This is a genomic window from Verrucomicrobiia bacterium (assembly GCA_019634625.1).
Classification (GTDB): Bacteria; Verrucomicrobiota; Verrucomicrobiia; order Limisphaerales; family CAIMTB01; genus CAIMTB01.
The window spans coordinates 1-13,420 of record JAHCBA010000026.1 but is presented as its reverse complement, the minus strand read 5'-3'; the positions used below and the strand labels follow the sequence as shown (position 1 = coordinate 13,420).

General features: G+C 69.4%; 9 protein-coding genes. 1 reads left to right on the top strand and 8 read right to left on the bottom strand.

All coding sequences use genetic code 11. From position 1 onward, the window contains the following. Window positions 1-28 precede the first annotated feature (28 nt). The 3 genes from KF833_15300 to KF833_15290 are packed head-to-tail and all read right to left on the bottom strand — an operon-like array spanning window position 29 to window position 4,831. Window positions 29-1,252 (bottom strand): Gfo/Idh/MocA family oxidoreductase, encoded by a 1,224-nt coding sequence (locus KF833_15300; GenBank protein ID MBX3746674.1) that lies wholly within the window; start codon window positions 1,250-1,252, stop codon window positions 29-31. Then, window positions 1,249-1,458, bottom strand: coding sequence for a hypothetical protein (locus tag KF833_15295; protein MBX3746673.1), 210 nt, complete (start codon window positions 1,456-1,458; stop codon window positions 1,249-1,251). Before KF833_15295 ends, KF833_15300 begins: the two co-directional genes overlap by 4 nt. A 37-nt stretch (window positions 1,459-1,495) precedes the next feature. Beyond that, a complete protein-coding gene (locus KF833_15290) occupies window positions 1,496-4,831 on the bottom strand; it encodes a PD40 domain-containing protein (GenBank protein MBX3746672.1) in 3,336 nt (1,111 codons plus the stop codon). Between the two features lie 182 nt (window positions 4,832-5,013). On the opposite strand from KF833_15290, the gene KF833_15285 reads away from it, so the two are divergent. Next, window positions 5,014-6,075 carry a DUF1080 domain-containing protein gene (locus tag KF833_15285; GenBank protein MBX3746671.1) on the top strand — a complete coding sequence of 354 codons (1,062 nt, stop codon included), beginning with the start codon at window positions 5,014-5,016 and terminating at the stop codon, window positions 6,073-6,075. A 76-nt stretch (window positions 6,076-6,151) separates the two neighbouring features. Here KF833_15285 and KF833_15280 read toward each other — a convergent pair whose 3' ends face one another. The 5 genes from KF833_15280 to KF833_15260 form a co-directional block, all read right to left on the bottom strand. Then, window positions 6,152-6,910 carry a sigma-70 family RNA polymerase sigma factor gene (locus KF833_15280; GenBank protein MBX3746670.1) on the bottom strand — a complete coding sequence of 253 codons (759 nt, stop codon included), beginning with the start codon at window positions 6,908-6,910 and terminating at the stop codon, window positions 6,152-6,154. Window positions 6,911-6,953: 43 nt separating this feature from the next. Further along, the gene (locus KF833_15275) at window positions 6,954-8,513 is read right to left on the bottom strand and encodes a serine/threonine protein kinase (GenBank protein ID MBX3746669.1); all 1,560 of its coding nucleotides are present in this window, start codon (window positions 8,511-8,513) and stop codon (window positions 6,954-6,956) included. Between the two features lie 260 nt (window positions 8,514-8,773). Continuing rightward, window positions 8,774-9,847 carry a hypothetical protein gene (locus tag KF833_15270; protein MBX3746668.1) on the bottom strand — a complete coding sequence of 358 codons (1,074 nt, stop codon included), beginning with the start codon at window positions 9,845-9,847 and terminating at the stop codon, window positions 8,774-8,776. Window positions 9,848-9,850: 3 nt separating this feature from the next. Beyond that, entirely contained in the window at window positions 9,851-11,161 is a 1,311-nt protein-coding gene (locus KF833_15265; protein ID MBX3746667.1) for a DUF1501 domain-containing protein, read from the bottom strand. A gap of 26 nt (window positions 11,162-11,187) precedes the next feature. Further along, a complete protein-coding gene (locus tag KF833_15260) occupies window positions 11,188-13,092 on the bottom strand; it encodes a DUF1549 domain-containing protein (GenBank protein ID MBX3746666.1) in 1,905 nt (634 codons plus the stop codon). Window positions 13,093-13,420 lie beyond the last annotated feature (328 nt).

Below are 13,420 nucleotides of genomic sequence, written 5' to 3'. Positions count from 1 at the left end.
GGATTGGATGCCCGACCCGGTCGAGATATCAGGATTGGAGTCGGTGGGTGGGGAACTCCCATTTCTCGGCGCGGCGGAGGAGTCCGGTCCAGGTGACTTCGCCCTGGGCGTAGGCCGCGGCGCCGCCAAGGATGGTGGTGAGATTGCTGCGGACGCTGGGTTGGACCGTGGGATTGTCGGTGCGGCCGGCGAGGATGTCGCGATGGAAGGTGGCGATGTTGTTGACGGCTCCCTCGGTGTAGAGATTGCCGAGGCGTCCGCCGTGGTAGCCGTCCTCGCGGGAGCGGACCCAGACTTCCCCGAAGTAATGGGTGTCGGCGGTCCCTTCGGTGCCATAGGCACGACAGAGGATGTCGTCGTAACCGTGACCGACCTGTTTGGAGCTGAAGGTGGCGATGACCTGGTCGGGGAAGGTGTAGAGGACCGCGAAGTGATCCCAGCAGGTGCCGAAGGGACGGACCCTTCCGCCGGTGCCGACGGCCCGGACGGGGTTGGCGTCGAGGAACCAGGTGGCGACGTCGAGGGAATGGATGTTCTGCTCGGTGATCACATCGCCGGAGAGGACCTTGTCGATGGCCCAGCAGCGGAGGCGGAGTTCGGGGTTGTCGGGGTCGCGGGCGAGCTGCTCGCCCATCTGGGCGAACATGAGGCTGGTCTGGTAGTTGGATTCGACGGATACGATCCTGCCGATGCGTCCCTGGTGAATCCAGCGGGCCACTTCCTGATAGGCCGGGTGGGCGCGGGTCTGGAAATCCACCAGGAAACAGAGCCGCTTGTCGGTGGCCCGTCGTCCGGACTGTTCGATGGAGAGGCAGCCCGGGACATCGACGGCGACGGGTTTGGCGAGGAAGACGTGCCTGCCGGCATCGACGGCGTCGGCGGCCTGTTGGGGATGGAAATACGGCGGTGTCTGGATGACCACGGCGTCGAGGGACAGTTCGAGCAGACGTTGGTAACCGGAGAGTCCGGAGAACCGGCGTTCCCCGGGGACGCCGAACTCACTGCCAACACTCGAGGTGCGCTCGGGGAAGTAGTCCGCGACGGCCGACAACTCGTAGCCGCCATGCTTCCTGAACAGGTCGGCGATCCAGCGGCCTCGCCCGCCGCATCCGATCAGGCCCCAGGAGACGCGGCTGTTGGCGTCCGACCCGAAGGCGGTTCGGGGCGAGACCAGGAGCGCGGCGGCGGCGCCGGTCGAGGCGAGGAAGGTGCGGCGGGTCGGGAGGGAAGGGGAGGGAACGGATGGGTTCATGGCGGCTGGAGGGTGGACTGGCGTGGGGATTGGTTGGGCATCGTGTACCAGATGCGGGCGGCGACGGGAATCGCATTGCCGTGGGTGACGTGGGATGCTGGACGTCGATGCGGCTGTTTCTCGGGATGTGGCCTCCGGCCGGCGAGGCGGCGGAATTTCTGGATGGATTGGGCGACGCCCTGCGACGGCGGGCGCCGAAGGGCCATCGGACGTTGGCGGAGTTCCCCCTGGGCGAAGGTGGAGTCAGGGGCTGAGGGCGGGGCGGGTGCGGACGGGGAAGGGGGGGCGGACGGGATGGCGGGTTGGGGATTCGGCGAGCTGCTGGAGGATCACCTGGATGGCGGTTTCGAGCTGGGGATCGCGGCCGGCGATGACTTCCTTCGGGGTTTGTTCGACTTCGATGTCCGGGGCGACGCCTTCGTTTTCGATGCCGAAGCCGTCCTTGTTCCAGAAGGCGAGGTTGGGGGCGGTGATGCGGCCGCCGTCCATGAGGACGGGGAAGCCGAGAATGCCGACGAGCCCGCCCCAGGTGCGTCTGCCGATGAGGGGGCCGAGTTCGAGCTGGCGGAACATCCAGGGAAGGAGATCGCCGCCGGAACCAGCGGTTTCGTCGATGAGCATGACCTTGGGGCCGTGAATGCCGGCGATGGGGGTCTTGAGGTCGGGTCCGTAGCGCATGGCCCAGCGGGCCGTCACCGGGCGGCGGAGGATGTCGATGTAGTAGTCGGCGACGAGACCGCCGCCGTTGTGGCGTTCGTCCACGATGATGGCTTCGCGATCGGCCTGGGGGAAGAAGTAGCGTTTGAAGTAGGTGTGGCCGAGGGCGGCGGTGTTGGGGACGTACACGTAGGCGACGCGACCGGCGGTGGCTTCGGTGACGCGCCGGAGGTTGCCTTCGACCCAGTCGCGGTTGCGGAGGGCGAGTTCGCTTTCGAGGGGTACCACGCGGACGGTGCGGGCATGGGTGCCGTCGGGGTTGGGGCCGACGGTGATCTCGACGGGGCGACCGGCGAGGCGTTCGAAGGCGCGGTAGAGGTTGTCGGGGGGATGGAGGTCGCGTCCGGCGACGGCCAGGAGGTACTCGCCTTCCCGGACGTTGACGCCGGGTTCGGTGAGGGGCGAGCGGAGGTCGGGGTTCCAGTTGAGGCCGCCGAAGACCTTGCGGAAGCGGTAACGTCCGTCGGTGATCTCGTAGTCGGCGCCGAGCAGGCCGACGGGAATGGTGTCGGCGGGGAAGGCGCGGTCGCCCGGGGACTGGTAGGAGTGGCCGACGGCGAGTTCGGAGAGCATCCACTGGATGACGCGGAAGAGGTCCTCGCGGGAGGTGAGGTGGGGGAGGAAGGCTTCGTACCTGGCGCGCATGGCGGGCCAGTTGGCGCCATGGAAGCCGGGGTCGTAGAAGAAATCGCGATTGATGCGCCAGGCTTCGTGGAAGATCTGGGCCCATTCGGATGGCGGATCGACGCGGACGCGGACCCGGTCGAGATCGATCTTGAAGCGGGAGAGGTCGGGCTTGTCGCCGAGGTCCACGAGGTGGAGGGCTTCCTTGATGCGGAGGAGGGCGCGTTTGCCTCCGGGGACGACCTCGAGGCTGTCGGCGTGTTCGAGCAGCCGGGTTTCCTTGCGCGGGGCAAGGTCGTAGCGGAAGACGGCGTGTTGGGAATCGGCGTCGGCGGTCGGGGCGCGGCGGTAGAAGAGCTGGCCGGCGGTTCCGACGGCGAGGTCGGCATAGGCTCCGGCGGGAAGGGGGAGAGCGAGGATGCGGGAGGCGAGGCCTTCCGGGTCGAAGCGGGTTTCGGGCGGAGCCTTGGAGCCTTCGGGGTCTTTGGGGTCTTTGGAGTTCCTGGATTTCCCGCCCGCCTCGGGGGAGGTGTCGGAGGCGGGTTCAGTGTCTGGTGCGGGCTGGGGATCGGGCTTTTCCTCGTCGGATTCGGGGGCGAGGGGAGAGGGAACGTCCCTGGGGAGGACGGCCAGGTAGGGGCGCTGGACGGCGCGCATATCGGCGCTGGCCTGGGAGAACCAGTCGCGGACGGGGCCGGCGTCGGTGGAGACGAGGAAGTAGAGGAACCGGCCGTCGGGATCGAAGACCGGGGTATGGGCGTCGGCGAGGCCATCGGTGACGGCGAAGGAGCGCCCGTCGGCGACGGAGAAGAGGAAGATCTGCTGGTGGTAGGTGGGGGTGTTGCGGGTGTGGGCGATCCATCGGGAATCGGGGGACCAGGCGTGATGGAGGGCGGGGGCGGGACCGAAGATGGCGTCGGTCGAGACGCGGGTCTGCTGGGCGGTGGCGAGGTCGATGAAATGAATCGAATGGGCGTTGTCGGTGAAGCTGATGCGGCGGGAGTCGGGGGACCATTTCGGGTTGGCGTAGAAGCCGGGGCCGCGGAGGGGGAGGATTCGGGTGGGCCCCTGTCCGTCCTGGGGGGCGATGTGGAGGTCGTAGTTGCCGGAGGTGTCGGAGAACCAGGCGATCCAGCGTCCGTCGGGCGACCAGGCGGGGGAGCGGTCGTGGGTGCCGGGCGATTGGGTGAGGTTGCGGTCCTCGCCCTTTTCGCGGGGCAGGGTGAGGATCTCGCCGCGGAACTCGATGGCCAGGCGATTGCCGGAGGGGGAGGGGTGGTAGCCGCGGAGCCAGGAGGTGCCGGAGGCCCAGCGGGGTCGGACTTCGAGAAGATCGGTGGTGAGGGCGAGGCGCAGGCGGGTGGATTCGGAGGTGTCCGGCTGGAAGAGGTGCAGGCTGCCGGCCTGTTCGTAGGCGATACGACCGCCGCCGGCCGAGGCGCCGAGGACGGGGAAGTCGGCATGGTGGGTCAGGCGGGTGACGGCGCGGTGGGCGGGGTCGAAGGTGAAGAGGTTGAATTCTCCATCGCGGTCGGACCGGAAGCAGAGGCGATCGCCGAGCCACATGGGATCGGTGTCGTTGCAGCGGCCCTGGGGTTGGGGGACCTGTTCGACCTCATGGGTGGTGGTGTCGAAGAGGAGGATGCGGGAGGTCCGGCCGCCCCGGTAGTGTTTCCACTGGCGGAAGGGTTCGGCGAGGGGGACGTAGGCGATGGTGCGGCCGTCCGGGGCGATGGCGGCGCGGCTGGCGTTGGGGATGGGGAGCCGGGCGGGGAAGCCGCCTTCGACGGGGACGGTGAAGAGCTGGGTATAGCGGCCGGTGTACACTTCGCGGGCGGAGCTGAAGAGGATGGATCGGCCGTCGGGAGTGAACCCCAATGCGATGTCGTCGCCGGGATGCCAGGTCAGGCGACGCGGGACGCCGCCGGAGGAGGGGACGACATAGACATCGGTGTTGCCTTCGTAGCGGCCGGTGAAGGCCACCAGGGAACCGTCGGGCGAGAAGACGGGGCCGGATTCGATGCCGGGATGGGTGGTCAGGCGGCGCGGTTGGGCGCCATCGGGGGCCGCGATCCAAAGGTCGTTGGCGTAGGCGAAGGCGAGGTGGGTTGCACTGACGGCCGGGTCCGAGGCGAGGCGGGTGTCGGATGGATCGATCGCCCCGGCGCCAAGGGTGGCAAGGACGAAGACGGCCGCGGCGCGGGCCGGGCACCAGCAGGGAAGGCGATGGGGGCGCATGGCAAAGGGCTTCGGAACGCCGGGAGGGTAGGCGAGGACGGCTGAGGGATCCAGCAGATGGGCGATGGGCGCGCCGGTCCAAGAGCGGCCCCGGTCCATTCCGGGAGGCCGTGGGGGGATAGGTCCGCGCTGGTCATGGGGGGACGATTGGCGGCAAGCTGGACGCGACTCCGATACGACCCATGAGACTTCCTGCGACTTTGCGCCTGGCGGCGGCCCTTGTGCCGGCAACCCTGACGGTGGTGGCGAATCCGGTGTTTGACTGGCCGCAGCACGACCGGACGCGGCCCCTGCCGCCGATCATCGATCCCGGAAGCGCCAGCACGCCCGACCGCGCGGGGCGTGCGCCGTCCGATGCCGTGGTGCTGTTCGACGGGTCGAGTCTGGACGGATGGGTGGCGGCGGATGGGAGCCCGCCGCGATGGGTGATTCGCGACGGGGCGTTGGAGTGCGTGCGGGGCGGGGGATACGTCCGGAGCCTGCGGGCGTTTGGCGACTGCCAGGTGCATCTGGAATGGGCGGCTCCGACGCCACCGCGGGGGAGCAGCCAGGGGCGCGGCAACAGCGGGGTGTTCCTGATGGGACAGTACGAGGTGCAGATCCTCGATTCGCACGACAACGAGACTTACGCCGACGGGCAGGCGGGGGCCGTGTACGGGCAGCATCCGCCGCTGGTCAACGCCGCGCGCCCGGCGGGCGAGTGGCAGAGTTACGACATCATTTTCACGAGGCCCCGGTTCGATGCGGAGGGGCGGGTGGTGTCGCCGGCGCGCATGACGGTCTTCCACAATGGGGTACTGGTGCAGCACGAGGTGGCGCTGGTCGGGCCGACCGGATGGCTGCAGCGCCAGCCCTACCGGCCTCATGCCGACAAGCTGCCCCTTTCGCTGCAGGACCACGGGAACCCGGTGCGGTTCCGGAACATCTGGGTTCGCGAACTGGGGGCGGACGCGCGGCGGGCGGAGATGGTGTTTTCACGGGCGACGCTGGACCGGCTTCGGGGGACCTTCCGGTTTGAGGACGGGCTGACGGTGTCGATCGCGCGGCCGGGGGATTTGCTGGAGGCGACCTTCGGGTTCCCGGGGCGGGGCATGACCTTCCCGTTGCATGCGGAGTCGAGGGATCGCTTCTACATCCGGAGTTTTGATGGGGAGATCGATTTTCGGACGGGACCCGACGGGACTGCGGAGTCGGTGGTCCTTCGCGTTTCGGGGGAGGCGCGCACGGGACGGCGCCAGCCCTGAGGGGGCTTCGGGGTCAGATCTCTGAATTTGACAATTCGAGACCCGCCAGGGCGCGACTCGACGGTAAATGTCAAATTCAGAGATCTGACCCCGACTCTCCGGCCCGCTGCTGTGCCTTGGCCAGCACGTCCACCAGGTAGCGCAGTTCTTCGTCCACATGGTCGCCGGGGCCGAGGGTTTGGGCGACTTCGGCACGGACCCACTGGCGGAAGCGCCGGCGCAGGCGGTGAATGGCCACCTTCACCGCGCCCTCGCCCATCCCGAGCTGCGCCGCGGCCGCCGCCTGCGTCAGGTCTGCCGCACCGCCGGCGAGCCAGGGTTTGAGCGTGGCGAAGTGTTCCGCCCGTCCGGCCGCCGCCGCCTCGGCCGCCAGCGCCGCAAGGGCGCGGTCCATCACCGCCAGCGCCCAGGCCCGGTCGAAGAAGGCGTCGCCCGCGTCCGCCGGCGCGACGGGTTCAGCGGCGGCTGCGGTGGCGTCGTCGGGTGCATGGAACGGCACCCGTTCCGCGGCGCGTTTCAGCCGCCGGTCGTGCTTTCGTGTGTCGGCAAGGAAGTGTTTGAGCGCGCCGAGCAGGAAGCTTCGGAAGCGACCGCGGGCCGGATCCGCCCCGGCGAAGCCCGGGCCCGCAAGCACGCGGGCAAAGAACTCCTGCGCCAGTTCCTGCGCGGCATCGGCGTCGCGGCCCTCGCGGCGCAGGAAGCGGATGACGGCCGGCCAGTACGCCTCGCAGAGTTCGCCCAGCGCAACCCGCGCGGAGGGCGCGTCGCCCTGCGCCGCCAGCACGAGCGACCATCGTGTGGGGGCGAAGGCGGTTTGGGTGGCGGTTGCTGCCACGGGGCTTCGAGGGGTTGAAGATGTCGTTTCCACGGATGCGGGTTCAGCGGCGCCGATGCGGTTCGTGCGGCCAGGGGTTCGGGCGCGGGCCGGCTCCGGCCCGATCCAGCTTCCGGTATGCCCACGCCGACACCAGTCCAGGCACCAGCGAGAGCGGCACGATGGGAATCCACAGCCACGGCAGCGAGCGGATGAGTGTTCCTGCCGCACCGGTGGCCGGCAGCCGGTGGCCGACGGCCATGAATCCGCCGATGCCCTGGTGCGCCACCACCAACCCGCCAAACCCGTTCCATCCGGCCGCAACGCCGCCCAGTGCCAGGATCAGTCCCACGGCCAGCCCGCCGAAGCTGAACAGGCCCACGGCCAGTCCGCCCACGGTGGCGACGCCGAATGCCAGACCGCCGAACGCGAAGAGGCCGAACGCCACGCCGCCGAAGGCGATGGCACCCCGTGCCAGCCCGCCGATGGCCAGGACGCCCGTCGCATGGCCACCGATCGCCACGATGCCGCGCGCCTCGCGAACCCGCCCCGTGACGGGATCCGATCCGCGAACGATGTGCAGCAGCGGGAGGCCGAAGAGCGTGCGGGCGGACTTGTACTCGGAGGGGCGGGCTCCTGCGGGGGCGGTCGCGTCGGAGCCCTCGTTGCCTGAAATCGTGGCAGTCCGCCCCTCCGGAGCGGCGAGTCCTTCCACCTCGGTTTTCACCTCGGCGGCACTCTGCTGGCGCAGTTCGCGTTCCTTGGCCAGCGCACGCAGCACGATCCGGTCCACGCGTGCGTCGAGCGGTGTCTTCCGGGACGGCGGCGCGAAGCGGCCCAGGGGCAGTTCGCCTGTGAGCATCTCGTAGAAGACCACGCCCAGGCTGTAAATGTCGGCGCGATGGTCCACGGCGGCGGGCTGCTCGATCTGCTCGGGCGCCATGTACTGGGGTGTGCCGAGGCGTGCTCCGCTGGCGGTGAGGGTGCCCCCGCGGGCCGGGGCGCCGACCAGCTTGGCGATGCCGAAGTCGGCGATCTTCACGCGGCCCTGCGCGTCGAGCAGCAGGTTTTCCGGTTTGATGTCGCGGTGAAGGACACCCCGTTCATGCGCGTACTGGAGGGCCTCGCAGATTCCGGGCACCAGCGCGAGAGCCTCGGCGGGCGTAAACCGTCCGGCGTTCATGGCTACCCGGAGGTTCACGCCGTCCACGTATTCCATCAGGAGGTAGGCGAAGCCGCCGGCCTGTCCGAAGTCATGCACGCTGACGATGCCGGGATGGGCCAGGCGTGCGAGCAGACGGCCCTCGCGTAGGAAGCGTTCGGAGAAGTGCGGGTCCGCGGCGAGGGGAACGGGAAGGAGCTTCAGAGCCACCAGCCGTTCGAGATGCGGCTGGCGGGCCTGGAAGACGAAGCCCATGCCGCCCGCACCGAGCAGGCCCAGGATTTCGAGCTGGGGGAACGCGGCGCGCACGGCGTCGAGCGAGGGCGGTTCGCCGCGGGCCGTGGCGGAGTCGGTAGGGGCGGCGGCGCCGCCGAGGGCACAGCGCGGGCAGAGGGCTTGTGGCGCGTCGGCCGGGATTTCGGTGCCGCAGGCGGGGCAGGTGGGCGAAGGGATGGTGTCCATGCAAGGGCTTCCTGAGACACGGCGCGGGAGAGGTTACCGGACAACGGCGGCGGCTGAGAGATTCTTCATGGCCCTTCCCCGGCACCCCGTGCATCCCGGAGTTGTGGGTAAAGCCGCGAATGGCGCCAAGCGGCGCTTCGGAGGGTCGAGTTCCACGAGGCCGCAACGGTGTGGAGCGTTGGGTTGAGGACTCGCGGAGCTCGTCCCTCCGATTCGCTGGCTCGTTACCGACAACTTGGGGATGCACCGCCCGGCACCCGTCAGGACGCCCCTTCCACCCGGTAACGCTGCAACCGTCCCCACGCCGGCCAGGCTCCGTCCTTGCGGGCTGGTTGGCTGACGGCCCCCGCCAGGACCAGCCACCCGCCGTCCCGGTCAAATCGTGCCTGGGTGACGCGCATCTTGTTGTCGAGCGAATGCACGAGGCCGCCTTCCGCAGCGTTGAACACCGCCGCATTCCAGGTCCCCTGGGCCTGCCGGCCCGCCATGACGAAATGCCGCCCGTCCGGATGCCACGCCACCGTCTCCATCAGACCCGACCCCCGCTCCCCGTCGCGAATCCGGTCCAGCCGTTCCCCTGTGCGCCAGGCCCACCGCTCCCAGGTCATTCTCCCGTTGCCTGCCATCGGGTCGGTCATCGGCCCCATGCCGCATCCCAGCAGCGACGTCCCGTCAGGTGCGAACGCCAGCCCGTAGATCCCGCCGCAGTAATGGTGCGTTTTGATCGTGCCCCACGAGGTGAAGTCCGGCGCCGTCCAGTGCCCCGCCGGCGCTCCCGCCCCACCCGCGCCCAGATCCCAGACCCGCATCTCGCCCATCATGTTGGCGGCCGCCAGATGCCCCCCGTCCGGCGAGAAGGCACAACTCAACACCGGCGGTCCGTGGGAAAACGCCGCCACCGGGTCCCCGCTCGCGGTCTCGAACACCCGCACCGACGATTCCGTCTCCGCGGCGGGTTCGTACTTCCACCCCCCCGGCAGGTACTGGCCGGTGACGCTGGCCACCCGGCGGCCATCCGGTGACAACGCCAGTTGCCAGCTCCAGAACCGGTGCGCCACGACCCGCCGCCATGCCCGCCGGGTGGCCACGTCGTGCCAGAGCAGCACGCCATCGTACCCGCCCGAGATCAGGGTCCGGCCGTCCGGAAGCAGGACACACCCGCTGGCAAAAGAGGCATGCGTGGTCGCGAACGTCCCGACGGCGCTGCTCTCCAGGTCCACGGCCAGGATCGTTCCGTCCACGCAGGCCGCATAGGCGCGGGTTCCCTCCGGTGCCAGGGCCAGTCCCAGCACCCCGGTGGGCAGGGTGCGTTCGTGCGCGAGGGTGAGCTTCATGGGTCAGGCCAGCAGTTCACGAATGGGTTTCGCCCGGTCCTCGACCCGGCGGAAGGTGGGCATTCCGGGCAGGTCATACTCGGCATGGGGATCGATCCCCAGCGCCGTGAAGATCGTGGCAAACAGGTTCTGCTCGTCGTACGGCCGCTCGATCACGTCCACGCCATCGGCATCCGTCGCGCCCGTCACCACGCCCCGCTTCAAGCCGCACCCGGTCATCATCAGGCTCCAGGCATCGGGATAATGGTCCCGCCCGCGCGCCGCGTTGAGCCAGGGGGTCCGGCCGAATTCACCCATGGCGATCACCAGCGTCGATTCGAGCAGCCCGCGCTCCTCGAGGTCGTGGACAAGGTGGAACAGCACCCGGTCCAGTTCAGGCACCAGCATCTGGTGGATCTCGTGCTGGAAGACGTGGTTGTCCCAGTTCATCCCGTTGGCGACCATGACGAACGGCGCCCCGTGCTCGACCAGGTGCCGCGCCAGCAGGGCGTGCTGGGCGAAGCTCCCCGGACCGTACCGCTCCCGGTCCTTCGCCGGCAGTCGCTCCAGATCGAACAGCGGCGCGCTCGCCGCCATCCCGCGCATCCGTTCGAACGCCGCATTCTGGCTGCGTGCCACCCCGCTTCCACGGTCCCGCTCGAACTTGGCGGTCAGGAACCGGCGCAACGTCTCCCGCGTTTCCCGGTCGTGCTCGGGGATGGCGTCGGTCGCGCTTTGCACGACGCGGGAATAATCGCCGCCGATCCGCACCGGCGCGTGCTCCGCTCCGAGCCATCCCGCCCAGTTGCCCGCCTTGAAGGCTTCGAACTCGTTCCCGCCCGGGATCGGATCGATGAAGATGAAGTTCGGGATGGGCGCGTCGAGCCGCCCGATCGCCTCCGACAGCGCGCTTCCCAGTGTCGGCCGCGTGAAGCCCGCCCGCTCCGGGTTCCCGCGCTGCAGCAGGTTGATCGCCTGCAGATGCTCCGGTTGCGCGGTCTTCATGCTCCGCACGATGTTCAGCCGGTCGGCCATCGAGGCGCACTGCGGCATCAGCGACGAGAAATGGACCCCCGGGATCCGGGTCGGAATGCTCCCGAACGGCCCTCCGGTCGGGCGCCCCGGCTTCGGATCCCACGTCTCGAACTGGCTCGGCGCCCCGCAAAGCCACAGCAGGATGCAATGCCGCCCGGACTTCCGGGTCGCCTCGGCAAAGGCGGCGTTTTCGAACAGCCCCGAGAAGCTCGCCACCGACGCCAGGCCGCCCCCGGCCAGTCCCTTCAGAAACAACCGCCGATGCAGCCGATGTTCGTCCACCGGACATTGGCCGGGCATCAGGCCCGTGGAGTCATGCGATTCGTTCACGGCATCACCAGGAATTCGGCGCTGTTCAGCAGGGCCCACAACAGGTCGCGCGTCGCCGTCTCCGGCCGGTCCTCCCGCCCCAGCAGGAAGGCTGCCGCGCCCGCCGCCTCCTCGGCATCCGGCTCCCGCCCATGCACCCACAGAAAGGCCTCCCGCACCCGCACGGCCACCTCCGGCACGGCCGCCAGACGCTCTGCCGCACTCCCCGGTCCCGGTTCCAGCAACGCCTCCAGTTCCGGCGCATGCGACAGGAACTGCGCCTGCTGGTAGCTGGCCGCATACATCTCGGGCAGCACGTCCGGCATCGCCGCCGCCACCGCCCGGCGCAGCGCGTCGTCCTCCGGGCTCAACCCCAACGCCACCCGCCACGACCTCGCCAGTTGCTCGGCGGTCAGCGGCCGCTCCCCCGCTCCCGCGAACGTCCCTTCCGGCACGTCCGCCCGGGCCAGTCCGTAGGCGCGGCTCAGAACCATCCCCCGGATCACCCGGCGCACCCGGTACCCGTTCCCCGCAAAATCCTCCGCCAACCATTCCAGCAACTCCGGATGACCCGGCACGTTCCGCTCCGTCATTTCGTCCACCGGCTGCACGATGCCCCGACCGAACAGCACGGCCCAGAGCCGGTTGACCATCGCCCGCGCCAGCCGCGGGTTGTCGCGCGTGACCGCCTCCGCAAACGTCGCCCGCCGGGAATGTTTCGGAACCCGCACCTTCGCTTCCGGATCCACATACAGGGCATCCCGGTCCTCCCCGGTCGTGTCTCCTTCGACCGGCGCATCGTCCAGCGCATCGTCCAGCACCCGGCCGTCGAGAAGAACGACCCGGGCCGGTTGGGATTCCTTCTCGAGATTGGTGAAGTTCGCGTGCCCGCCGACCGCCGATTCCCCGACGTCTCCGGTGCCTTCCACGTTCCGGCTCCGGGCAAACGCCGCCACCAGCCCCCAGTAGTGCGCCTGCTTGATCTCCCGGGCCAGCGCGTGGTCGTGGCACTGCGCGCAGTCGATCCTCACGCCGTACACCACCGGGGAGACCGCTTCCGCGATCGCCTGGTGATCGTTGCGCCGCTCGAACAGAAACCACGACGCCCCCCGGTCCTCCTCACCCGACGATCGCGCGACCAGAAGCTCCCGCACCACGTCGTTCCAGGGCCGGTCCTCCCGGAACGCCCGCTCCAGGTACGCCCACCAGCCGCGGTCGCGACGCCGCACCTCGTGACTCTCCCGCCGCACCCGGCCCATCAGGAAGACATCCCACAATTCCCTCAGGCGCACCGCATGCTCGTCCGAACCGAGCAGCCGGTCCACCCGTTCAGCCCGCTTCTCCGCCACGGTTCCCGGCGCCGCCATGAACGCCTCCACCTCGTCGCCCCGCGGAATCCGACCCGCCAGGTCGAGGTACACCCGCCGCAGCCAGGTCCGGTCATCCAGGTCCGGCGCCGGTTCGATCCCCCGCGCCGCCCACGTTTCCGAAAGAAACCCGTCAATGGCCTCCTCCACCGACGCGAAGGCCCGCTCCGGCTCCGACTCCTCCACCCGTTCCGGAGAACCTTCCTCCCCACCCAACGCCACAATCCACGCGCGGATCGTCTCCTGCTCCGCCTCGGTCAACTGCTTGCGCGGCGGCATGTGCGGGTCGGAATCCGGCGCCAGGTAGGTGTAGAGACGGCTCTGCTCCGGCACCCCCGGCACCACCACCGCCCCGTCGTACCCCCCCTTCCAGATCGCCTCCGGGGTGTCGAGTTCGAGCCCGCTCTTCCGCTCGATCGGCCCGTGGCACTTCACGCAATGGACGTCGAGCAGCCGCTGCACCCCGCCCGACCACAGGGCCGAGGCCTCCGACCCCTCGCCTGCAGGCAGGTAGCCGGCCCAGCAGGCAATCAGAATGGAGGCAAGGCGTCGCATGGTCGGGGAGAACGGCCGGAACCCTAGGCCCAGTCCCGCCCCGGGGGCAATCTGCGATCCATTGCCGCAGCAGTTCTCATTTTGGAAGAGTGGCCTGAGCGCGAGGGTGGACGCGTGGGTAGTGGAAGGGTGGCGTGATCGACGAGGAGGGCCCTAGACGAGGGCGGAGGGGAGATTCGGGCAGGCGCAAGCCCCGCGGACCGAAAGGCCGCGGTGGGGCGGAGAACCCGGTCAGGCTTTTTTCGAGTACGGCCCCAATTCGAGACCTCGCATCATGAAGTCCAGGAGTTCGCTCCAGCCGGGAAAGTGGATGTAGAGGGTCAGGGCT